Below are 22,915 nucleotides of genomic sequence, written 5' to 3'. Positions count from 1 at the left end.
TATAGACAGAGATATCCGAGCAATCCTCTGTCCGGTACTCAACGTTATAAAAATACTAAGTTGAAGTCCTCGGAGCCTTTAAGATGGTTCAATTTCATATTCAAACAGATAGCGATATTCCAGCATCCACCCAACTATTCAATCAAATCAGGTTTGCGATCGCCTCGCGACAATTTCCGCCCGGACACCGCTTGCCCAGCACCAGGCAACTAGCCATGCAGACGGGTTTGCACCGCAACACCATCAGCAAAGTATACCGACAGCTAGAAAATACGGGACTCGTAGTAGCCCAAGCAGGATCTGGCATTTACGTCCGCGCTCAAGGCCACGAAGGCGGCAGTAAACTCAAATCCCCGATCCTCGAAGAATATCCCCTTGCCAACAAAATAGTGCAAGAAAGTATGGATCAACTGCTGGGACAGGGCTGTACGCTCAACCAAGCGAGGGAATTATTTTTGGCCGAAATTGACTGGCGGCTCAGATGCAGCGCCCGAGTGCTCGTCACAGCCCCCACAGAAGACATCGGCGTGGGCGAGCTGATGGCGAAAGAACTCGAACAAGCTCTGCGTATTCCCATACAGTTAGTGCCGATGGAACAGCTAGGTACTTTTTTGGATCAAATCTCTTCGGGAACTGTGATCACCAGCCGATATTTTATCGGAGAAGCAGAATCGATTTCGGCACCGCGTTCGGTGCGAGTCATTCCCGTAGATATCTACGACTACAGCCAGGAAATTCAGTTAGTGGGGAGTTTGCCGAAAGACAGTTATTTGGGTCTTGTCAGCCTGAGTCCGGGAATGTTGCGATCGACCGAAGTCATCATCCACAGCCTCCGGGGAGAGGATTTGCTGGTGATGACGGCATTGCTGTCAGACTCCTACAAGATTAACTCGATCGTGCGATCGGCCAGAACAATTCTCTGCGACCAACCGAGTTTTGCTACAGTAAAAGCTGCCATTAACGCGGTCAGAGAAGATATTATTCGTCCCCCTCAACTGGTATGCTGCGAAAATTACATCGGCTCTAAGTCGATTAATTTGCTCAAGCGCGAGTTGGGCTTGGGGTGATACGATTTTCGATTGTCGATTTTCGATTGTCGATTAAAAAATTGGGAATGACTTACTGCATAATGGTTGGGATATTCTTTAAAGTTGCATCCTTTTGGGAACTGGTATAATTCTCAATTCCTAATGGGCGTAAGGTGCTTAGGTAGGTTGCACCCTACAGAATTAGGTTATGCGTCTAGGACTGAACTCTTAACTTTCAACTTCCATTACCCAATACCGGATACCCAATTCTCAAATACCGATTACCAATTACCAATTACCAATCATTTATGACAATTGAAATCCAACCTTCTATTAATGTTAAAACTGCGATCGAAAGCCGGCGGGCCGCGCGCAGCTTCAAACCCGATCCGATTCCCCCAGCAATATTGGCAGAGATTTTGCGGTTGGGAGTGCGATCGCCCTCCGGTTACAACTTGCAGCCTTGGCGGTTTATCGTACTTCAAGACCCAGCCAGCAAACAAAAATTAAAAGCTTGCGCTTTCGACCAGCGCCAAGTGGTAGAAGCCCCAACAGTATTAATTTGCTGTGGCGACCGCCGCGCCGGTGAACCCGAAAACACCGAAGCCGTCATCGAGTTGGGCAAAGCCGCAGGCGCAATGAATGACAATTTAGCCGGTTACATGCGACAAGCAATCCCGCAATTGTTCGAGAACCGTCCCTGCTTCGAGTCCCTAGAAACTTGGACAAACAGGCATACAATGCTCGCAGTAGCCCACTTAATGATTGCAGCTAAAAGCTTTGGAGTAGACAGTTGTCCGATGGAAGGTTTTGTCAGCGCTAAGGTGAAAGAAGCCTTTCAAGTTCCCGAAGAAGTAGATGTTTGCTGTTTGCTGCCGCTTGGTTATGCAGCAGAACCTTTGAAACAATACGGCGGGCGTTTTGACGTGACTCAAGTTTATTACAGTGAAAGTTATGGAGAGACCTTGCAAATTGAGATTTGAGAGTTAAGATTTGAGAGTTAAGATTTAAGAATTGAGATTTGAATGAGTCGGTACAAGTTCAAACAAATCGGAAATACCGACAATTTCGCTATTTCGCAATCCGAAATCTAAAATCTAAAATCTAAAATTTCAAGTGGTGATATCAGACAGAGGAGAAATATGACAGTAGCAGCGCGACAAAGCAACGCCCAAATTCTAGAAGTAAAATTGCAGCAGCACTTACAAGCAGCCGGATTTAAAAAATTACCGCTTTATATCAGTTGCGATTTTCGAGATGAATCTTTAACTGTTGTGGGAGAACACCCCCGCAGTTTAGTTCTCAAGGCAAAACCGACTTTTGCAGTGTTAGAAGCAGCAATTCTCGAAATAAAACCAGAATCTATTCAACAGATCGGACTTTGCCTAAAAATCACCGGGCAAAAACAGCCTTATGCTTTCCATTCTTTTACCATGCACAACCCTGTTTTGTCAAGACCAAAAACAGTCCAGTTGTTCAAAAAAGCCGAGGATATCCCGGCAGCAGAAACGGGGATAGTCTTAACAGAAAATGCTACCCAGACGGCGGATGTAAAGGAGGAGATACCATTAGAAACGGATGGGAAAGATGCGTGGGCTGAAGAATATTTCCCCAATTTGTCTGAGAGTTCCAGCAATTCAGATCCGATCGCCTTTAGAGTAGCTGCAATACCTGCCGATAGTGGAGAAAATCCTTTCAATCCCCTGGATATGGAGCCAGCGGTAACAGTTCCCCAAACACCCAAGCATTCACCGTTTGCGATGCTGGCTGCAGCAGGAATGGTCAGCATGGCGGCGCTAATTTTGGCAGGCGGTTATTATATGCTGAGCCGCCCCTGCGTCATCGGAGAATGTACTGCATTAGCTAATGCCAAACAGTTGAGCGAGAATTCGACGAAGACGCTGAAAACTTCAAAAGTTGCCAACAGCCCTCAAGAAGCGCAGGAACAGTTAAAACAGGCGATCGCCCTTTTGGAACCGATTCCCTCTTGGTCAATTCATCGCGGTGAAGCTCAAACCGCCCTGGAAAACTACCGCCAGCAAAGTCAGAATTTAAACTCTGCGATCGATGCAGCGCGCTTCGCACAATCAGCAGCTCAAAAAAACAAGAATCCTCCTTATTCTGCTGAGAATTGGCAGGAAGCGCAAGCTCTGTGGCAAAGCGCGATCGCCGAACTCGGAGAAATCCCCACAGATAGCCCAGTTTATCCGTTTGCTCAGAGAAAGACAAAAGAATACCGGAAGAATTTAGCCAGGGGAAATCGGCAGTTAAGCACAGAAAAACAAGCTGAAAAAACGCTGCTCGCCGCCAAAAATACAGCCCAAATAGCAGAAGCTCGCGAAGCAGTAGCTCAGACAGCCGAGACTTGGGATCAAGTACAATCAGGTTGGGAAGAATCCCTAGAAATCCTATCAGAAATTCCCACGGGTACGACATCTTACCAACAAGCTAAACTGCTAGTTCCCAAATACGAAACCAAGCTTTCACAAGCTCGCGAGCGCAAAAATGTCGAAGGAATTTCTGAAGATGCCTACACTCAAGCAGTGACTTTAGCAGCTCAAGCTAAAATTTTTGAGGGGCAAAACTCCTGGTTTAAAGCATCAGAATACTGGCGGAGAGCTTTGAGTTACGCGGAGCAAGTGCCGGCGGCAACTGCCTATTCTCAGAAAGCCCAACCGCTGATCGCTTCCTACAAAACTTCATTGCAGCAAGCAGAAGTAAGGTTGCAGGAAGAAAGAAAACTGCAAAAAGCCCGCACGGATTTAGATAGAACTTGTAAAGGCAACCCGAAGATTTGCGACTATACTGTTAGCAAAGATTTGATTGCCGTGCAGATGACTCCTAATTACGTGCAGAAACTGCAACAAACTTTCATTCAAGCAAACAACAACAATGCTGTGAAGACTCGCCAAGCTGTAGAAAAGCACGTTCAAACATTGCAAAAAGCTTTGGAGGCGATCGCCGAAAACGCCAAAATCCCGATGCAGGTGTACGATGGCGAAGGCCAGCGGATTGCGAGTCACGAACCGAAGTAAGCTGTTACGGCATTTAATTTTAGTTTTTGGGGCGGGCTAGGAGCAACGCCCCACTAATTGTTTCAAGAAACAGGATTGTTAAAATTAGATGCGCGCCAACAACTTAGAACATCCGAACACACACTACAATTTCGGCAATCAAACTGTATAAAATAATATTAGCAATCAAATGCTAGAAAAGGTCAAACTTCATAACTTCAAAAGTCATCAAAATACAGAACTTAATTTTGATAATTCACGCCTACACGCACTCGTAGGACAAAACAGTTCTGGTAAAACATCAGTTTTGCAAGCATTGCATTATCTCAGTAGGCTTGCTAATTCATCATTTGCCAATATTTTTCAGTATGAAAGAGCGCCTCAATTTATTACAACAATTGGGCAAAATAATATGTCTGTTACTGCAAGTGGTTATTGGGGATACAATCCTCGGGCTGATTGGGAAGCTTCCTATAGCTGGACACAAAGCGTTAACCCTCCTTGGTCTCCGATAGCATCATGGAAAGTGGAGCGAGAACCTGGAAAGGTGCAAGGATGGTCAAGTTCACTAAGCGATGCTAAATATCCACTTCCTAAATCTTTGAGACACTCAGTTCATCTTAAGCTAGTAGCTACTAATCTTGCAAAAGCAGCTTACAGCGATGCAATTACCCCGCGAGTTGAGTTCGATGGTTCAGGGTTAGCACCTACCTTAGACTATCTTCGTGACGAAGCTCCAGATGAATTTCAATCTTTACAAGAAATGTTGAAACGGATTGTACCAGGTGTATGCGAGGTAGGGGTAAGGCGAGCTAAGGTTATGGTCAATCGCCAACGCTTAATCGAAGTCGATGGCAAATCTATCTCCTACGAAGAAAGTCAGGAAATGGCAGGGCAAGAAGTTGTCCTAGATATGAATACTGGTAAGCGTATTCCAGCCCATGCCATTAGCGAAGGAACAATGCTCGCTCTCGGATTATTAACTGTTTTGATGAATCCCAATCAACCTAATTTAGTGTTACTAGATGATGTCGAACAGGGACTCCACCCAAAAGCGCAACGAGAATTAATCGCTGTTTTTAAGGAAATTATTCAAGACAACAGCAATCTGCAAATTATTTTTTCTACCCATTCTCCTTACATTGTAGATGAACTTATTCCTTCTCAAGTTCATGTATTAAGTAACAACAATTTAGGTGTGACTCGTTGCAAACGATTGGATGAGCATCCTGATGTAGAATGGGCAAAACAAACTTTAACCACCGGAGAATTCTGGGATGCGGAGGGAGAAGATTGGGTGGTTGCAGGAGAAATAAATGATTGATGAGTTTGTGGTGATTGTAGAAAGTAGCGCAGATGCACGAACCGCTACTAAATTAGCCGATCGCCTTTTTGTGGATAAAATTGATTGGTTAGAATCTGGACAGCTTCAATATTTATTTCGTTGGAGTGGCTTACAAGAAAATACAGAACATTCCTGTTGGCAAGATATTAATCAAATTATAGAGAATTTGCAACAAAGCTTAGGATTCCGTCCTCCAAGGTATTTAGGTCATGGTAAAGATGGAGCATTAAAAGCTGATGGTGCCGCCTCTATAAAAATTATGAATTTAGTACGATTTATTCAAAAAACACGACAGATTAAAGCAGTTCTCCTGATCCGGGATTTAGACAATCAACCTCAGCGAAGAGAAGGTATTGAGCAAGCACGTTCTGAACACATCAATCGACAACCTAAATTAGAAATTATTATTGGTACAGCCGACAGAATGCGGGAAGCCTGGGTATTGAATGGGTTTATTCCATCTAATCAAGAGGAAGAACGAATTCTTCAAGAGATAACAACACAATTGAGGTTTAATCCTTGCGACGATTCACACAGACTACGCTCTAACTCATGGCAAGAACCCGATCGCATTAGAAATCCTAAAGTGGTTGTCGAAAAGCTAACAGGTGGTAAAATGCAACGCGAACAACAGTGCTGGGAAGAGACGAGTCTGGAACTTCTACGAAAAAAAGGTGTTCATACAGGCTTAACAGCCTATATTGATGAAATCGAGGAACGATTAATTCCTATTCTTTTATCTGATTAAAATAGTAACTCAGGATTTACGCATAACCTCTATCTTGCAGGTTTGCAATGCGCGCCTTACCGCTATGAGTAGGGCGTAAAATCACTTCTTCCCTAAGTCCTGTTAATTCAAAACTAATCGGTATCCCCAGCAATTTCACCCGCAGTCAATCCAGCTTGAAAAACTTGTTCCGCTGTCAATTTCAACTCAGGAAAAGTGGGCGACTCAATCCTATCATTTCCCCGAAACAAACTCACCTCATACTCGCCCTCAACCAACCGATAAATCGAAATAGTCGGTTGCTTGGGATTCCCGATAAACCTGCGGCCGCCCAAACCGAGATAATCCACAATCCAGTATTCAAGAATCCCGATTAGTTCGTATTCCCCTACTTTTTTTATGTAGTCATCTTGCCAATTCGTGCTAACGACTTCAACAACGAGTGGAATTGATGCCCCTTGAGTCACAGTTGAGAACTTTTTCCAGAAAGGTTCTGATGCTAAATTTGGGCGATTCAAGATCAGAATATCGGGCGAATAAGCTGATTCGTTTTCTGATGGCTTAACTAATGCTTGTTTGGGGATGAAGTAGGGAAGTTTTACCATCCTAAACTCAGCAGTTAACTCTGAGGCTAAAAAACCGATAACTTCTTCATGGTCTCCTAATGGCTGTGACATTTCAACAATCTCTCCATTGTGCAGTTCATAGCGTCCATTTTCGGGCTTCCATTCCGCAAATTCTTCAAAAGTTAGCGGTTTAGTTGCTATTTGAATCATGGCTATTCTCCTTAGTGATGGCTAGGGCGGTCTAGAAGCCCACCCCACAAAAAACTAAACTCTTGTGGAACAGGCATCTTTCCTGTTCCTAAAAATAGTGCAAAATGCAAGTTCATACCTACATGATGTTACCAATTACCATTTTATCAATTGTGCATCTTGATTGAAAAACTTCCGGGACAATCCCTCAGTCAACAGCAGAGTTGCGATTACAGTTGCCAGCGCTAACACAAACATAATTAAAATCTGGTAAGATGCTGCATCGAGAGGACTGACACCGCTCAGCATTTGACCTGTCATCATTCCGGGTAAAGTCACGATTCCTACCACGGTCATTGTATTTAAGAGGGGGATTAATCCAGCTTTGATCGCATCTTTGCGGTACTGTTTTACTGCTTGCTGCGGCGTGGAACCTAAACTTAAATGGGTTTCTATTTCTAACTGGCTGCTATTAACTGTACTGAGAAGTCTTTCGCCGGCGATCGCCCCGGAGTTCATGGCATTGCCCAATATCATACCCGCTAAAGGAATTAGGTATTGCGGTTCGTACCAAGGGTCAGGTTGCAAAATTAGCAAGTTTGTATAGGCGAGAGTCAAGGCCGTACTGATAAAAATCGAACCCCAAACTAAGGGCAGTAAGTTCTTGATTTTTTTGCTGATGCGGTTGCTGGCAACCATGCTAGCTGTTGTCAGCATGATTGCTAAAACTGCTAAAACCAGCCAAGGATTTTTCCCCTCGGGGTCAAATACGACTGCGAGCACGTACCCGACTAAGATTAGCTGGATCAGGGTGCGCCCCGCGGCGATCGCGATCGCCCCCTCCAATCCCAATCCCTGCCACGCCGAAAGCCCGATCGCGATCCCCACCATCCCCAAAGCCCAACCCAAATCTGTAAAATCTAGCTGAATTAACACCGGCCCACCCTTTCGATAATGTGATTGTTTGCCTGTCCAAATATAAGATATTGCAATAAAGGTTTCTGAGAAACAGTTTTGCTGTAAGAATTTGCTTTGATGATGGTTGCAATTTGTGGTGTGAAGAGTGAATAATGTTCCCCCCCTCGACTTAACCCGCCAGTACGCCTTAATAGGCGACGAGATAACTGCAGCGGTGCAAAAAGTGCTTGCCTCTGGAGGCTACGTAGGCGGCCCGGCCGTAAAGAATTTTGAACGAGAGTTCGCCGAGTACACGGGAGTTTCCGAGTGCGTTGGCTGCAACTCCGGCACAGATGCGCTAGTTTTGGCTTTGCGAGCTCTCAAAATTGGCCCTGGCGATGAAGTGATTACCACTCCTTTTACCTTTTTTGCTTCGGCTGAGACAATTAGCGCCGTCGGCGCAACTCCCGTGTTTGTCGATATTGACAGCGGGACTTTTAATATGGATGTCGAACTCCTCGAAGCGGCAATTACTGAAAAAACCAAGGCAATTATGCCCGTGCACATCTTCGGCCAACCGGTAGACATGACTCGGTTGATGGAAATTGCGACTCGACACAATTTAGCCGTAATTGAAGATTGCGCCCAGTCTGTCGGGGCCCAGTGGCAGTCTCGAAAAGTCGGCAGCATCGGCCATGTCGGCTGCTTCAGTTTTTATCCCACCAAAAATTTAGGCGCTTGCGGTGACGGTGGCGCGGTGACGACAAACGATCGAGCCCTCGCAGCTTCAATGAGAATGCTCAAAGAACACGGACAGTCTTCTAGGTATTTCTACGAAGAAATCGGCTACAACAGCCGTTTAGACGCCCTGCAAGCGGTGATTCTCAGCATTAAATTGCGGTATCTCGACACTTGGAACGCCCAGCGGCGGGAGAAAGCGGCATTTTACAGCGAATTTCTCTCCCGCGTGCCCGGAGTTGCCGTCCCCAAAGCATTGCCGGAAGCAAAAGGAGTTTGGAATCAATACACGATCCGGCTGACAACTTCAGAAGACGCGCAAAATCCCTCTGGCAATTTTCGAGATTGGATGCGGGCTCAGTTGCAGGAATGCGGCATCGGTTCGATGGTTTACTATCCGTTACCTTTGCACCTCCAACCTGTTTACAAATCGTTGGGCTATCAAGCAGGTCACTTGCCGCAGGCCGAGCAAGTTTGCCGCGAGGTCTTGTCTTTGCCGATGTTCCCGGAACTGTCGAGGGATCAACAAGAGCGGGCAATTTATGGTCTGAAAGATTGCTTGGCTCAGTCCGTGAAGTTTTTTGACTAAACAGTTGTACTTTTATGTACTATATTTAATGAAAAGAAACAAATTTAGGCTGGCAATCCGCCTTGAACGGGTGCATTTTCCGCTCGCCTAAAAATTGGAATGCGATCGGTCAATGATGAAGAAGGAAGAAGGAAGAAGGAAGAGGGAAGAAGGAAGAAGGAAGAAGGAAGAGGGAAGAAGGAAGAGGGAAGAAGGAAGAGGGAAGAAGGAAGAAGGCCGTTCGGCGAAGCTGAGCGGGTAAAAAGAAGGAAGAAGGAAGAATAAAGAATGTTTGAACTTTCGACTTCCCATCCCCGATGCCCGATGCCCGATGCCTGATGCCCGATGCCTGATGCCCGATGCCCGATGCCCGATGCCCAATTCTGAATTCTCAATTTAACCTGTAATTTTCATAAGATAAGAGGAAAATAAACGAGTGCCTCAGTATCAATTCACTCAGGCTAGACGCTACGATCCACAAGCGATCGCTCAGTATTACCGCAACCGTCCTTGGAAAGCAATTTGGCGAGCAATTACCGTTATTTGGTCTTTTGCCGGCTTTGTGCTGGGGATGCTGTGGGACAGTTGGCAGCACGAAGTCGCAGCACACCAGCCAGAACGCGCCGCCCACCTGCGACAAATACTCACTCGCTTGGGCCCAACTTTCATTAAAGTCGGCCAAGCCCTTTCTACCAGACCGGATTTGATCCGCAAAGACTTTCTCGAAGAACTGATCAAACTTCAGGATCAGTTGCCGCCTTTTGACTCGGTGCGCGCTTTCGAGATTATTGAATCGGAACTCGATCGCAAAATTAGCGAAACCTACAGCGAAATCTCCCCCGAACCTGTCGCTGCGGCAAGTCTCGGTCAAGTCTACCGAGCTCGCCTCCTCACCGGGGAAGCAGTAGCAGTCAAGGTTCAGCGACCGAATTTGCTGCCCGTCTTGAGCCTTGACCTTTACTTAATGCGTTGGGCGGCTGGATGGTTGGGCCCGTTGCTGCCGCTGAATCTCGGTCACGACCTTTGTTTAATAGTCGATGAATTCGGTATCAAATTGTTCGAGGAAATTGATTATATCAATGAAGGCCGCAACGCCGAGAAATTTGCTACAAATTTTGCCGACGACCCGACAGTAAAAGTTCCGAGCATTTACTGGCGTTATACTTCAAATTGCGTTCTCACTCTCGAATGGATTGACGGCATCAAGCTGACAGATATCGAAAGTGTTAAAGCCGCAGGTTTGGATACCGATAGCTTAATTGAAGTCGGAGTCCGCAGCGGTTTGCGGCAGTTGCTGGAACACGGATTTTTTCATGCTGACCCCCATCCGGGAAATCTGTTTGCCTTAGCGGACGGCCGCATGGCTTACATTGATTTTGGGATGATGGATCAGATGGAAGAAACAACTAAAGAAACTTTGGTTGATTCTGTCGTTCATTTGATCAACAAAGATTACTTAGAGTTAGCAAAGGATTTTGTCAAACTTGGCTTTTTGACGCCAGATACAGATATTATGCCGATCGTCCCGGCGCTGGAATCTGTACTGGGCGATATCGTCGGCGAAAAGGTGTCAGATTTTAACTTCAAGACGATTACAGACCAGTTTTCGGAGTTAATGTACGATTATCCTTTCCGAGTGCCGGCGAAATTTGCCTTAATTATTCGCTCTCTGGTTACAGAAGAAGGTTTGGCCCTGACGCTGAATCCCAATTTCAAGATAGTCGAGGTGGCGTATCCTTACGTAGCGCGGCGTTTGTTGAACGGAGAATCTCCAGCACTGCGGCGGCGTCTGATTGAGGTATTATTCAAAGATGGCAAATTCCAGTGGAACAGGTTAGAGGACATGATCGCGATCGCTAGGTCCGATCGCAGTTTCGACCTGCTACCGACAGCACAACTAGGCTTGCAATTTTTGCTGTCAGAGGAAGGGTCATTTTTGAGACGCCAATTGATATTGGCTTTGATTGAGGACGATCGCCTCCACACCGAAGAAGTTCGCAGCCTGTGGAACTTAGTCAAGGAAGACTTGCAACCCAGTCGCCTGTTCAACGTTGCTCTAGGCGCTTTGGCGGAGTTTTCCACAGAAGGAGCCGCTGCGCTGACTCTGTTTTAATTAGAAGGAAGAAGGAAGAAGGAAGAAGGAAGAAGGAAGAAGGAAGAAGGAAGAAGGAAGAAGGAAGAAGGAAGAAGGAAGAAAAATAATTCTACTCTTGCCAATTCCCAATTCCCCATTCCCCATTCCCAATTCCCCATTCCCAATTCCCAATTCCCCATTCCCCATTCCCCATTCCCAATTTCCAATTACCCAAATTAAGGAATTATTCGTGTATTATTTTCCCGAACCTCCGTATTTTTTAATGTCGGCTGGACTGCTAGCAGGTATGGCCTCCGGCCTAGCCTTTGAAGCAACTCTCAAACAATCCGTACAACTGTGGTCTAAAAATCGTTCTACTCGCACCTTGGCTAACCTGCCAAGGCTGCAATTGGTCATACCTTTTCTGGGAATGGCTGGCGGAATTTGCGTATTTTTAGCTTCGGGCATGGAGATTTTTGGCTTCCCAAAACTACTTTCTTATGCCCTAGCTTTGCCACTGACGCTGCTGACGGGCTGGTTAGTTTGGACTCAGCTAGGTAAGCTTTTGATCGAGTTAGAACGCGGAGGTTCCCAAGCGCTGGATTTAGATTCTTTTGAACAATGAAAGTTAACTGTCAACCTCTTTTCGGAGCAGGAAGGGGGTTGATAGTTATCTAGCGATCTAGGGTTATCCTAATTAGAGGCTTTTGGAACCGCCGAGAAGGCAGAGCAAGAGAAAGAAGAAAATGACAGCTCAGATAATAATTTGTGTAAAAATTTAAAAATCTAAAATCTAAAATCTAAAATCTAATAAGTATTTTTCTTGTTACGGGTGCGGCTGGATTTATTGGCTCTAACTTAGTATAAACTATTTTAAATCGAGGGTAGACGGCGATCGGTGTTGATGAGTTCAACGATTATTACGATCCGACCCTCAAGCGCAAGAATATTGAGCGATTTGAAAAGTATCCGGGTTTTGAATTGGTGGAAGGAGATATTTTGTCTTTAAATTGGCGAGGTCTTTTATCCGATGCTAAGCTAATATTTCATCAGGCGGCACAAGCGGGAGTTCGTGCTAGCTGGGGCGACGGTTTTCGCAGTTAGACGGAATGCAATATTAACAGCACCCAAATATTGTTAGAAGCGGCAAAAGATGCGCCCAATTTGCAGAAACTTGTCTATGCTTCTTCTTCAATTTACGGCAATGCTGAAGCTTTTGCCGCGAATGAAAACGCTTGTCCGCAGTCGGTTTCTCCCTACGGAATTACGAAATTAGCCGGTGAACGTTTGTGCGGACTTTATTACAAAAATTTTGGTGTTCCGACTACTTCGCAGCATTATTTTACTGTTTACAGGCCGAGACAGCGCCCCGATATGGCTGTTCACAAGTATTTTAAGTCGATTTTGTTTGACGGGGCGATTTCAATTTTCGGCGACGGATTGCAAACCCGGGATTTTACGTTTATCGGCGATTGCGTTGCAGCGAATTTAGGGGCGGCTGAGGTTGCGGAAGCTGCGGGGGAAGTTTTTAATATTGGTGGGGGCAGTCGGGTAGTTTTGAAAGAAGTTATTGATACAATAGAGAGAATTGTCGATCGACCTATTCGGATAGATTTTACCGAAGCTGCGAGGGGAGACGCGCCGCACACTAGCGCGGATGTGTCTAAAGCCCAGAAAATCTTAGGTTATCAGCCGCAGGTTCCTTTAGAAGAAGGATTAAGGCGCGAATGGGAGTGGATTCAGTCTTTGTACAGTTAAATCCTATCTATCCCAGAAATTCCGCAACTTAAATTGAACATTGTTAACTTTTTGAATTACCCAACTTTTGATATTTCTGTGCAAGCGAACCAACACATTTGGAGGCGCGAGTTTTGGCTGTGTTTCCGGCGAATTCAAATAGCGGTAGTGCAGAAATACGTCTCGGTAGGGAATCTCAACATCTTCGCCAGCACACAATCGAGTAAACTTTGCAGCCGAAATGCTCATGTAGTGCAAGTAAGTCAGCCGCCGCCCTTTGTCATATAGAACATAATCTATCACCTCAAATTGAGAAGACCAATGATTTCCCGTTACCCCGGCAGGTTGATGATAAGCAAAGTTATAAAAAGAGATGCCGCTACGGGCGACTAAATAGTTAAATAAAGGTTGGTCAGTTCCCCGCAAAGACAAAATTTCTGCTTCTCCTGAAATCAATTTATCTAACAATTGCTTTGAATTATTTCGATTTAAAATACCTTTTTTTGAAGCAAACCAACCAGCACAAAAAATATGAAATTGCAGTTGGTTAATGTTCAAAATATTGGGCAATTTCGCCGAGGATAAATCAAATACATAATTAAGGTCAGACTTATATTGAAAATCGTTGGCTACCCAATCAAACTCATCGAGTTTTTGATAGATGTAATCTAGAGAACCCATTAACAGAGTGTCGCAGTCAAAATAGACAAATTTGTCAAAAGGGCCGTCAAAACAGCAAAATTTTCGGTGCATTCCCAAACAGTGAACTTGCTGCCAACCTTTGGCTTGCCAAATTTTTTGAGCCTTGCGGTGAGATGTCCAAGCTTGAGTAGCAAATTCTTCCCAAAAATTGATGGAATTGGTATTGTCAAATAGGGTGACATTATGGCGAGTTGCAACTTCTACTCGCACTTTTTTCAGGTTATCATCGTAGGGAATGATGCAAACTGGAATATCTTTTGCCCCATTGACTTCGAGGCTGTTCAATAAAGCGACTAAGTGGTCGAAAACAACATCGTTTGCTAGAATATAAATGCCAGCGATCATAATTATTCCCTACAGATTATTTATATCGTGTGGATCTGATTTATTTTTGTATAATCTCCGAACTCGTAGGGGCGGGTTTTACCAACCATAATTGCCTAAAACCAACAATCTCGTAAACCCGCCCCCTCCCAACGGCAAATCGCTACAAACAATATTATTTATCCCTGCAAATATCTAAAAATTATTTGCACTAAATTTGGTTTAACTTCATTGAGATAACGATAATGTTTCCAAAGTTGCCAATAAGGACTGCCCGATTTAATTGGTATTCCAGCCCAGTGAAGATATTTTAACCTTTTTCCTTTGTCGTAAAGAACATAATCTATTTCTTGAAAATGCTTGGAACCAGCCCAGCTTCCGGGTTCTGTTGCTGAATCTTTAACAAGATTGCAGCGTTTGGGAATCAGTTTAAGAATGATATAATTTAGTATAGGTTGGTCTGTGACATTTTGAGTAAAGTCAAAATATTCTCGATGCTGCGAACATTCTCGCAAAATCTCATACATTTGCGATTCTGTAATAGTTCCTTTTCTGGAACCCCAAAAACCGCTGTTGAATACATCTTGAAGTTGTGAATCGGTAAAGATATTCTGTTCTTTGACAGCGGGTGAAAATACATTTCGCAGTTTTTCGCTGAGGTGGTGGTAGTCGCAGCAAAAAAAGTCTACTTCTGATAGTTTGTTGAGGTTGGCTGCGATGTCTTCAAAGACGATGATATCGGTATCGATGTACAGAAATTCGTTGAGGGGGCCAAACCAAACGGCGAGTTTTCGCATTTTGTTGGGAAGGGCTAAAAAGTTGCGATCGAACATTTGGCCAATTTCTCTGGTAAACTGTTCGACAAACTCCAGATTTGGGAACAGTTGAACCCCGTGGAGACTGCTGAGTGCGGCTGCGACTTGCTGATAATTGTCGTCGAAGGGAATCAAAAAAACAGGTACTTGACAATTGTACAGGCGTATGCTGTTTAGAAGGGCGATCGCACTTTCGATCACCTTATCATTCGCAACAATATAAATACCGCGATTCATACATTTATCCTCAACCTTCTCAACACTCTTTGTAGCAAATTCGGCGCAGAAACCTCAGTATAAGACTTTGGCGCTTGGGCAAAAATCGGACGCTTGGACGGTTCGCGGAGATAGCGGTAATGCAGGAACAAATCGCGATAGGGAAACTCAATATTTTCGCCCGCACAAACTCTCCGAATTAAATCCGGCTGCACGCCAATATAATGAATATAAGTAAGTCGGTTTCCTTTGTCGTACAAAATTTTATCTTGTTCTTCAAAATGTTTGGAAGTGACGCTGCACCCGGTTTTTTCGCCATCCGGTAGGCTGTAAGCAAAATTATAGCTATTCATCCCAGTTTTCATCACCATATAATTGAGCAGCGGCTGTTCTCCCGCACCTTCATAGAGAATTTCCGCATCGCCCGATTGCAGTTGAGATAACAGCCATTCCCTAGTATCTTGCTCAAACAATCCTTGCTTGCTGGCGTAAAATCCCGAACAAAATATTTCCGAGTCTATCCGATTTTGCTCAAAAACTTCGAGCAGTTTTGGTGACTGAATGTTGTATACTTTAGTTGGGTCGCGAAATTGAAAATCATAAACCACAAAATCCGATGACTCTAACTTCTGAAAAACCGCATCAAGGGAATTCATCACCAAAGTATCCGCATCCATGTAGATAAACTTTTCAAACGGGCCGTCGAAAGTGCAAAAGCGCCGGTGTGCGCCGTAAAGCCGGAATTTTTTGCGGTTCAAACGCTCTGGTGCGGCTGCTAGCATGAATTTATCCCATCGCTGAATAGAGGCGCTATCTTCATAAATAAAGACGTTGGGACGGTTAACAATTTCAGCTTTGATTTGCTCTATTTGGTCGTCGAAAGGATAAATGCAGACAGGAATATTTGAGCCTAAGATAACTTCAATACTGTTGAGCAAGGCAATTATTTGGTCATAAACTGTATCGTTGGCAAGCGTGCAAATTCCATTCATATATAGTAAAGAAAAAGTGTAGAGGGCTAAAGGGTAAAAGGATAGACAAGAGTTCTCGCGGAAAAACTATGCCGAGGGAGAAACCGACGCTACCGCTACGCGAAAACCCATCCAACTCCACCTACTGCTGTTGCCCCCCGAGTCCGACAAGCGAAAGGCACAGCGGCAATTGACCGCAAGGTGGAACCAAGAACCTCCACGCTGCACTCGGTTATTATCTGTGCCAGTTTCCCAGGAACTTCCGTCAGTTGGTGCGCCGTTATAGTTGCTGTGCCACCTATCGCTGCACCATTCCCAAACCTGACCGTGCATATCGTACAGCCCAAAGGCATTAGGAGGAAAACTCCCTACATAGGTTGTTTGTTCGGGGTAAAGTGACTTGGGTACATTTGCGTAGGGTCTGTTTCCGTCATAGTTAACATCGTTGACTAATTCCGGGGTAATGGTTTCCCCAAAATGAAATGGGGTTGTTGTTCCCGCGCGACAGGCGTATTCCCATTCTGCTTCACTAAGGAGACGATACTTTTTCCCGGTTTTTTGCGATAGTTTGCCACAGAATTCGACAGCATCGGGCCAGCATACACCTACCACAGGAAGTTTTTCACGTTTTAACAAACATGGGTTGTTTCCCATCACTTCTTGCCACTGTGCTTGGGTGATGGGATATTTGCCTGCATAAAAAGCGGGTACTGTTACTTGATGCTGCGGACTTTCACAATTGTCTCTACCTTCCTCTGTTGCTGGCGAGCCCATCATAAAAGTGCCGCCGGGAATCGATACCATTTCCAGCACAACTCCGTTCCCTAAGTCTTCTGCGAAGAAGTGAGCATAATGACGGCTGCGACGGTTTTCTTTTCCATACGAATCAACTGTTATTACATCAAAGTCAAAAATAGGCAAATATTTTTGTAACTCCTGTTTTATATTTGGTTCATCTCTATCCTTCAGCAGCGAATAGGCTGTAAATTTCACAGCCATTGATTTATCTTGCAGTACCCCAATTATTAAATCTAAAGCTGCATCTCCATATTTCAGCGCTTCAGACAGTGCAGCAATTTTTACCTCGACAATCGGTGAAGCCAAACGACTCTTAACGCCGGGAATCCCGCCTAAGACAGCAGCACCGAGGGGAGGAGGATTTTGACCGCCGAGTACGGCCTCGTATTCTCTGGGTTGATTTTGGTTTTCTGTCATTGCGCTATTTTCTGAGTTCCAAAATTACGGATAAAAACCAAAGAAACCGGGGTTTTTACTGTTGCTTCGGGCTGCTAATTATTCTCGCAAAAAACCCGGTTTCTGACCCGTGCGTAAGTCGTATAATTAAAACACGATCGTCCAACCTTCGCGCTGTGCTTGTTGCTCAGTGTACGACACGCCGTCAACTTTCAGACCTTCTTTATTCAGCAGCGTAATCAAGCCACCTTTTTTACTCAGTTGCACGTTTGGTGGCAAGGCAACGACCAGAGAAGCACCAGCAGCAACCGTACCGGAAAGGCTATGCTTGTTTTTTAACTTATCTGCGATCGACCATCCAGTCAAATCGATTGCATCCGGTGAAGCATTCAGCAGCGTTACGGTTTCCTTTCCAGCATCTTCACCCACAGGACTTACTAACGCCGCCACAATTCTGACAATATAGTCAGGTTCTAGAACTTTACCTCCTGTGACAGGTTTGACAGGAGGTTTGCCGATAATGGGTGAGGGTATCGTGTCGATAGGCTGTCCCGAATTGTCATCAGTGTGCCAAGTTTGCGATTGAAACTTGAGGAAAATGCCTACCCAGCGGTTCTCTGACGGGAAGTGTAACAGCATTCCGCCGTCTTGCCAAACGCCGTTATCTTTGGCAAACTTGCCGGCATTCCCTTGATTCATGTGGATGTCGTGAATGCCGTTACCGGGCAAAAAGCCGAAGATTTTGTCTTTGATTCTTTCGGGCCCCCATTTCTCGCCGAAAGCATAGATATAAGCTGATTCATCCGACATTGCCCGCTGCACGTATTTGTCAATTTTCTCGTTTAAGTCATTATCCGCACCAGGTACATCGAAGGGTAGAGGTATCATTTTAGTGCGATCGAACAAATTACCGCGAATAAAATCAAGTGCCAAACCACCGGGCTTTCTCTCCAGTTCCTTGAAGCCCAAAGGCAACTCTGCCAAATCTGCCAAAATGGGATAAGAGAAATTTTCATCAACCAAATACTCTAATTCCGACGGTTCTAGCTGCGATTTGACGTTGACGGCAATTCGGTAGTCTGTATCTTCCGAAACTAAGTGAACTTGGTAATGAGCATTAGACGTAATCGCCAAACGCCGTCCCACAGGACGACCTTTTAAAACACCGTAATTCTTTAAAGCCACAAGCTTCTCCTCGGTACTTCAAAATATACAACATACTCTACAGGAGCGATCGTACTGGTCAGTCAAGCCGCCCCTTCATCCTGTCACCCCTTCCCCCAAGAACTTATGATAAAAATCGGGGTTCTTGCTTTTACGAATTATTAAGATTTATTTCCTGAGATACAAACTTAGATAGCCAATTGAGCAAGTTCAATTCGTGGAGAATAATTTGTCTGGCTTCGGCAATTTTATCCCTCGCTTCATGCCAATAATCCGCAGTAGCCACAACTTCTTTAATAAATTCTACTCCTTTCTCATCCAAACTTGGCAGCCGCAGAAAACTCCCCGCCGGCAACAATTTATCTGCCGCCGAACCGCCGTAATAAATTGGCAAACACCAAGCTAACAAAGCATCCCAAAGCTTCTCGCTGACATACCAATCGTTTTCGGCATAATTTTCAATAGCTAAGTTGTAATAGTATGGCGCGACGGCGTGCCATTTATTGTTTACAGTGCCCTTTCCGCGCGCCCAAATTGGCAAGTTTCGCCCGTAAAGGTCAAAATATAATTCTCGTTCTTGCAGCAATTTGATAAAATCTAATCGGTGGCGGTGATTGGCGCTGCGGCTAACACCTGAAGTTATCCAAGAACAGGATTTAGTTTTAGTTGGTGGCGGCATTTCATCCAGTTCTCGAAACGAGTTAGAGTGATACCAAATCGCGGGCATATAATCGGGTTTTGGTGCGAAGTCGTCGGGACCAGAAATGTAACCGCAGTAAAGTTTTGCTTGTTCGTAATTGGCTTTGGTAATTTCAATTACTTCTGGTAATGGTGGCTCGCGGATCAGGTAAATTATGCGTTCTTTGGGGACACCGCGAAATTTTTCTCGAATGTCGTTTTCGGGATTTTTGGGGCTGGGACGGCGAATTTTATCGAGCCAGGATTGCTGTTTTGGCGATCGGGGAAAGTCAAATTGATACATGAGTAAAAACTCTGGCTCTGGGTGATTTGCTAGCATTTGAATGTTGCCCCATTCGCCGAAGTTGTGGGGGGTTTGTTGCCACAGCCAGTCGCTTTGACTCATGCCTGGATATGTGGTGATTGTGCCGATGATTTTTTGGTTCATATCTAATAATAAGTCTGGTTTTTGCGTGTGGGCGGGGCGGGTTTATGAGATTGTTTATTTGAGGCGATGATTGTTGGTAAAACCTGCCCCTACCGATTTTAAAATTATCGGAAGAGGATTAATTAATGATTTGCGATCGCACACCTTCATCTATATAGCCCATAATTCTCTCTATCCTATTTTCCCAGGAAAATTGCTTGACAAAATCCATTGTTTCTGCATAGCCTTCGCTTTTCCTCGGATATTTGGTTAAACAATCTCGAATGCTTTGCGCGAAATGGTGCGGGTTATCCGGTTCGCACCAAGTTGCTGCTATGTTTCCCGATTTAAATTCCATTAAAGATGCAATCTCCGTCGCCACAATCGGAGTTCCCGATGCCATGTAATCAAAGAATTTTAAAGGAGATGTGAACGTCGCGGCTTCTGTCAAACAGTGCGGGTGAGTCAAAACATCGGCTGCTTGCAGCAAGCTAGCCAGTTGATTTTGAGGCAGGTAGCCGAGAAATTTAATGTTGTTAACTTGCTTGGATTGGGCTAATTTCTGGTAGGCTGTTACTTGGGATGAATCACCGCCTGCGATCGCAAATTGAACCAGCGGCAATTCCTGAGCCACATCCACCAACATATCAACACCTTTAAACGGGTACAGTCCCCCTGCATAAACTGCTAAATACTGTCTTCCATCTGTTAATAATTGCTGTCGCCAATTACGAGCAGCTTCTGTTTGTCTCGCGAGAAAAAAATGGTTAAAACCGTTGTGCAGCGTAATTACTTTTTCGGGTGGCATCCCGTTCTTAATCATGCTGTCTCTGACAGTATCTGCAACAGTTACAGAAATTTGAAATAGAGGATTGCGAACGACTTCAGGTTGAAAATCTTTGTCTTCGTGGTGGTGCTGTTCGTAGATAGCGGGAATACCGTTTTTAATGGCAGCTTTGACAAAGTTCCAGTCGCGGGTGTGGACAATTTTAGTGGATTTAACCAGGTGAATCGGTAAATAGTATTTTGAGACGATCGTACTCGCACTCGTCCACTTGCTGTCCCAAAGGTCGATCGGCCAGGGCATGGGCAAATCTGCTACTTTTAATTTATCTTGAATATTGTAAATTTTGGCAAGTTGGTCATCCGGTTTCCTCGGTTGAAAAGGACGAAGTAAATCAACCGGATTCAAAGTATTCCATCCTTTGCGGAGGTATACCAAAACTGCTGGATAACCGAGATTTGCTGCGGCATTTGCAGAGTGGGCAACTTGAACTAAGCTCGCTACGTTGGATTGCGGCAAGACATTTCTGGTAAAAAATACATAATATTTAGACATGGTAATTGGTAATTGCGAATTGGTAATTGGGAATTGGTAAGGGATGAGAATTAAATAAAATCGACTTTTCATGGCTGTTGTGGGACGGGCGGGACGCCCATCCCACAAGAAAAAAGGGAAATTATTTAATTGACGATCCTAACTGGGAAAATAACAACTGCCAACTGCCAACTGACTACTTACTATTTTTTAACAGCTTGACGCTTAATAGTTTTTTCTATAAATTCTAAAGTCGTGAAAATATTAGCAGCCGAGTGAAAGGATTCTCTGATTAACTCGTCTCTTTCTTCGGGAGAGTCTACCATTTCATCTACTAGCAATTTGAGGTAAGCTATCATGGGAGTCAAGCGAGTGCGAATTTCGTAAGAACCTCTAATTAGAGCTTCATCGCGAGCGGTTTCTTCGGCAAATTGCACTGAATACAAGCGAGTGTAGTAACCTCCTTTTGCTAGCAATTCTTCGTGGGAGCCAATTTCTACTACTTGTCCGCGATCGATCACGGCGATTTTGTCGGCTTTTTGGACTGTGGAGAGGCGGTGGGCGATTACCAAGGTTGTGCGATCGCAACTCAATTTCTCGATCGCCGCTTGCACGTACCTTTCCGAAACCGTATCCAGCGAACTCGTTGCCTCATCCAAAATTAAGATTTCCGGGTTTTGCAGCAGGGCTCTAGCAATTGAAATTCTCTGACGCTGACCTCCCGATAATATCACCCCCCGATCGCCAATTTGAGTATCCAACCCCTCCGGCAACAGTTGGATAAACTCGTAAGCATTCGCTCCCTTCGCCGCTTCCACAATTTCTTCCTCAGTCGCTTCGGGCCTAGCGTAAGCAATATTTTCGCGCACAGAAGCATTAAACAAAAACGTATCTTGGCTAACAATACCCATCGCTTGTCTGAGACTTTTCAGCTCAAATTCGCGCAAATCCCTGCCATCGATCGAGATATGACCTTCAGTAGGATCGTAAAATCTCGGCAGTAAATCTGCCAAAGTTGACTTGCCAGAACCCGACGCTCCTACCAAAGCCAAAGTAGTTCCATGAGGTAGAAATAAATCAACTCCTTGAAGAACTAAATTTTTGTGATTTGGATAACTAAAAGATATTTTATTAAAATGAATACCCGATTGCAAATGATTATAAGGCACAGAACCGTTTAGCATAAACGGCTTATCATCACAGCGCAAAAACTCATTTACCACCTCTACACTAGCCGACGTATTAGCAAACTGACTCCGCCCGTTATTCAACTGAGAAATGAAAGGAATTAACCGAAAAAGCACCAATAAATATGTCAACAAAACTGTAGAAATAGACTCTATTTCATTGGCAAATATTGTGCGTCCTATAAAGACAATCAAAATAATAACTATCAAATTAACAACTTCGTTTATTGGAGCGATCGCCGCATAATTGACCTGAGCCTGAAAATCCGCTTGTTCTCGCCTGTGAATCAAATACTTGATCCGCTCATACTCCCTTTCCTCGTTCCCGGTTGACTTGACCAGCCGAATCCCAGTCATGGTTTCGAGGACTCTAACCGAATAATCTTTCGACATTTCAGAAAGCAGGTGTCCAAAATGCTTGGAACGGTTAATAATATATTGATTTGTCCAAGCAACTAACGCCAGCAAAACTGTAGATGTCACCGTCAATTTCCACGAGATAGAAAGCAGCAAACCCACAAACACCAAAACCGTGATTGAGGTAGTAAACATTCCGATCGCCGTGCCAACTGCACTAGCAGTCCGGCCAATCTCTCCGCCCAATCTATTAATTAAATCCCCGACTTTAGTTTTAGAATAAAAATCTAAATCTACTTCTAACAACAAGCGCAAACCTGCTTCTCGCAAATCAAAAGTCAGAGATCGCGTCAGAGAAGTAGCTACTAAAGTATTAATATAACTCGCAACATTTTTCAAAATAATTGCCAGAACAATCGTCACTGTTATCAACATTAAACGCTTATTTGGCGGCATTCCCTCAAAGGGATACATCAAAGTTTTAATTACAGGTGGAGCGCCGCGCAGCTCGATAGCTTCGTCTAAAAAACTTAAAAGCACTGGTACAATCAGAGTAGTGCTGATACCGTTGAATAAAGCCCCGGAAAAGCCCAGCATTACAGTTAACAGAATCCTGCCGGGATATCGTCTGGCAAATTTTAGGAGTAGCTTATTGGCAGACATGAAGCATTCCCAGCTA

At 44.6% G+C, this 22,915-nt stretch carries 19 protein-coding genes and 1 pseudogene; 10 read left to right on the top strand and 10 right to left on the bottom strand.

Going from position 1 to position 22,915, the window contains the following annotated elements:
- Positions 1-83: 83 nt before the first annotated feature.
- The 5 genes from QUA80_RS05325 (at position 84) to QUA80_RS05305 (ending at position 6,135) form a co-directional block, all read left to right on the top strand.
- On the top strand, positions 84-1,067 hold the full coding sequence (locus QUA80_RS05325; RefSeq protein ID WP_333422102.1) for a GntR family transcriptional regulator: 984 nt from the start codon (positions 84-86) through the stop codon (positions 1,065-1,067).
- A gap of 269 nt (positions 1,068-1,336) precedes the next feature.
- Positions 1,337-2,011: a nitroreductase family protein gene (locus QUA80_RS05320; RefSeq protein ID WP_333235537.1), complete on the top strand. Its 675-nt coding sequence runs from the start codon at positions 1,337-1,339 to the stop codon at positions 2,009-2,011.
- A gap of 159 nt (positions 2,012-2,170) precedes the next feature.
- A complete protein-coding gene (locus QUA80_RS05315) occupies positions 2,171-4,063 on the top strand; it encodes a hypothetical protein (protein WP_333422100.1) in 1,893 nt (630 codons plus the stop codon).
- A 169-nt stretch (positions 4,064-4,232) separates the two neighbouring features.
- Entirely contained in the window at positions 4,233-5,366 is a 1,134-nt protein-coding gene (locus QUA80_RS05310) for an AAA family ATPase (protein ID WP_333422098.1), read from the top strand.
- A complete protein-coding gene (locus QUA80_RS05305) occupies positions 5,359-6,135 on the top strand; it encodes a hypothetical protein (protein WP_333422097.1) in 777 nt (258 codons plus the stop codon). The genes QUA80_RS05310 and QUA80_RS05305 overlap by 8 nt, the downstream gene beginning before the upstream one ends.
- Positions 6,136-6,248: 113 nt before the next feature.
- Here the strand turns inward: QUA80_RS05305 and QUA80_RS05300 are convergent, their stop codons facing one another.
- Together QUA80_RS05300 and QUA80_RS05295 are read right to left on the bottom strand one after the other, a co-directional pair.
- A complete protein-coding gene (locus tag QUA80_RS05300; RefSeq protein ID WP_333422095.1) occupies positions 6,249-6,890 on the bottom strand; it encodes a Uma2 family endonuclease in 642 nt (213 codons plus the stop codon).
- A gap of 135 nt (positions 6,891-7,025) precedes the next feature.
- On the bottom strand, positions 7,026-7,805 hold the full coding sequence (locus QUA80_RS05295; protein ID WP_333422092.1) for an ABC transporter permease: 780 nt from the start codon (positions 7,803-7,805) through the stop codon (positions 7,026-7,028).
- A gap of 127 nt (positions 7,806-7,932) precedes the next feature.
- On the opposite strand from QUA80_RS05295, the gene QUA80_RS05290 reads away from it, so the two are divergent.
- The 5 genes and pseudogenes from QUA80_RS05290 to QUA80_RS05270 all read left to right on the top strand — a co-directional run bounded on the left by QUA80_RS05290 (position 7,933) and on the right by QUA80_RS05270 (position 12,904).
- Entirely contained in the window at positions 7,933-9,093 is a 1,161-nt protein-coding gene (locus QUA80_RS05290) for a DegT/DnrJ/EryC1/StrS family aminotransferase (protein WP_333422090.1), read from the top strand.
- Positions 9,094-9,192: 99 nt separating this feature from the next.
- Entirely contained in the window at positions 9,193-9,357 is a 165-nt protein-coding gene (locus QUA80_RS05285; protein WP_333422088.1) for a hypothetical protein, read from the top strand.
- Positions 9,358-9,508: 151 nt separating this feature from the next.
- A complete protein-coding gene (locus tag QUA80_RS05280) occupies positions 9,509-11,185 on the top strand; it encodes an AarF/ABC1/UbiB kinase family protein (RefSeq protein WP_333422086.1) in 1,677 nt (558 codons plus the stop codon).
- A gap of 97 nt (positions 11,186-11,282) precedes the next feature.
- On the top strand, positions 11,283-11,771 hold the full coding sequence (locus tag QUA80_RS05275; RefSeq protein ID WP_333422084.1) for a hypothetical protein: 489 nt from the start codon (positions 11,283-11,285) through the stop codon (positions 11,769-11,771).
- Positions 11,772-12,016: 245 nt separating this feature from the next.
- Positions 12,017-12,904: pseudogene (locus QUA80_RS05270) on the top strand (NAD-dependent epimerase/dehydratase family protein).
- 3 nt (positions 12,905-12,907) lie between these two features.
- Here the strand turns inward: QUA80_RS05270 and QUA80_RS05265 are convergent.
- The 8 genes from QUA80_RS05265 to QUA80_RS05230 all read right to left on the bottom strand — a co-directional run bounded on the left by QUA80_RS05265 (position 12,908) and on the right by QUA80_RS05230 (position 22,899).
- The gene (locus QUA80_RS05265; RefSeq protein ID WP_333422082.1) at positions 12,908-13,930 is read right to left on the bottom strand and encodes an Npun_R2821/Npun_R2822 family protein; all 1,023 of its coding nucleotides are present in this window, start codon (positions 13,928-13,930) and stop codon (positions 12,908-12,910) included.
- Positions 13,931-14,088: 158 nt separating this feature from the next.
- Positions 14,089-14,961, bottom strand: coding sequence for an Npun_R2821/Npun_R2822 family protein (locus QUA80_RS05260; RefSeq protein ID WP_333422080.1), 873 nt, complete (start codon positions 14,959-14,961; stop codon positions 14,089-14,091).
- On the bottom strand, positions 14,958-15,932 hold the full coding sequence (locus tag QUA80_RS05255; RefSeq protein WP_333422079.1) for an Npun_R2821/Npun_R2822 family protein: 975 nt from the start codon (positions 15,930-15,932) through the stop codon (positions 14,958-14,960). The genes QUA80_RS05260 and QUA80_RS05255 overlap by 4 nt, the downstream gene beginning before the upstream one ends.
- 66 nt (positions 15,933-15,998) lie before the next feature.
- Complete coding sequence (locus QUA80_RS05250) at positions 15,999-17,126, bottom strand: formylglycine-generating enzyme family protein (RefSeq protein WP_333422077.1); 1,128 nt, start codon at positions 17,124-17,126, stop codon at positions 15,999-16,001.
- Between the two features lie 126 nt (positions 17,127-17,252).
- Positions 17,253-18,290: a DUF2278 family protein gene (locus QUA80_RS05245; RefSeq protein ID WP_333422075.1), complete on the bottom strand. Its 1,038-nt coding sequence runs from the start codon at positions 18,288-18,290 to the stop codon at positions 17,253-17,255.
- A 130-nt stretch (positions 18,291-18,420) separates the two neighbouring features.
- On the bottom strand, positions 18,421-19,395 hold the full coding sequence (locus QUA80_RS05240; RefSeq protein WP_333422073.1) for a glycosyltransferase family 10 domain-containing protein: 975 nt from the start codon (positions 19,393-19,395) through the stop codon (positions 18,421-18,423).
- Positions 19,396-19,513: 118 nt separating this feature from the next.
- Entirely contained in the window at positions 19,514-20,785 is a 1,272-nt protein-coding gene (locus QUA80_RS05235) for a glycosyltransferase family 4 protein (protein ID WP_333422071.1), read from the bottom strand.
- A 110-nt stretch (positions 20,786-20,895) separates the two neighbouring features.
- The gene (locus QUA80_RS05230; protein WP_333422069.1) at positions 20,896-22,899 is read right to left on the bottom strand and encodes an ABC transporter ATP-binding protein; all 2,004 of its coding nucleotides are present in this window, start codon (positions 22,897-22,899) and stop codon (positions 20,896-20,898) included.
- Positions 22,900-22,915 lie beyond the last annotated feature (16 nt).

The sequence above is a fragment of the Microcoleus sp. F4-D5 genome, from assembly GCF_036704885.1.
Classification (GTDB): domain Bacteria; phylum Cyanobacteriota; class Cyanobacteriia; order Cyanobacteriales; family Microcoleaceae; genus Microcoleus.
This window is presented reverse-complemented; position numbering and strand designations above follow the sequence as displayed.

What these genes read in the sequence shown, in the direction of transcription:
- QUA80_RS05305 (WP_333422097.1), top strand. Translation starts at nt 5,359, where the DNA reads ATGATTGATGAGTTTGTGGTGATTGTAGAAAGTAGCGCAGATGCACGA.
- QUA80_RS05285 (WP_333422088.1), top strand. Translation starts at nt 9,193, where the DNA reads ATGCGATCGGTCAATGATGAAGAAGGAAGAAGGAAGAAGGAAGAGGGA.
- QUA80_RS05260 (WP_333422080.1), bottom strand. Translation starts at nt 14,961, where the DNA reads ATGAATCGCGGTATTTATATTGTTGCGAATGATAAGGTGATCGAAAGT.
- QUA80_RS05325 (WP_333422102.1), top strand. Translation starts at nt 84, where the DNA reads ATGGTTCAATTTCATATTCAAACAGATAGCGATATTCCAGCATCCACC.
- QUA80_RS05240 (WP_333422073.1), bottom strand. Translation starts at nt 19,395, where the DNA reads ATGAACCAAAAAATCATCGGCACAATCACCACATATCCAGGCATGAGT.
- QUA80_RS05230 (WP_333422069.1), bottom strand. Translation starts at nt 22,899, where the DNA reads ATGTCTGCCAATAAGCTACTCCTAAAATTTGCCAGACGATATCCCGGC.
- QUA80_RS05265 (WP_333422082.1), bottom strand. Translation starts at nt 13,930, where the DNA reads ATGATCGCTGGCATTTATATTCTAGCAAACGATGTTGTTTTCGACCAC.
- QUA80_RS05235 (WP_333422071.1), bottom strand. Translation starts at nt 20,785, where the DNA reads ATGAAAAGTCGATTTTATTTAATTCTCATCCCTTACCAATTCCCAATT.
- QUA80_RS05255 (WP_333422079.1), bottom strand. Translation starts at nt 15,932, where the DNA reads ATGAATGGAATTTGCACGCTTGCCAACGATACAGTTTATGACCAAATA.
- QUA80_RS05320 (WP_333235537.1), top strand. Translation starts at nt 1,337, where the DNA reads ATGACAATTGAAATCCAACCTTCTATTAATGTTAAAACTGCGATCGAA.
- QUA80_RS05310 (WP_333422098.1), top strand. Translation starts at nt 4,233, where the DNA reads ATGCTAGAAAAGGTCAAACTTCATAACTTCAAAAGTCATCAAAATACA.
- QUA80_RS05315 (WP_333422100.1), top strand. Translation starts at nt 2,171, where the DNA reads ATGACAGTAGCAGCGCGACAAAGCAACGCCCAAATTCTAGAAGTAAAA.
- QUA80_RS05300 (WP_333422095.1), bottom strand. Translation starts at nt 6,890, where the DNA reads ATGATTCAAATAGCAACTAAACCGCTAACTTTTGAAGAATTTGCGGAA.
- QUA80_RS05250 (WP_333422077.1), bottom strand. Translation starts at nt 17,126, where the DNA reads ATGACAGAAAACCAAAATCAACCCAGAGAATACGAGGCCGTACTCGGC.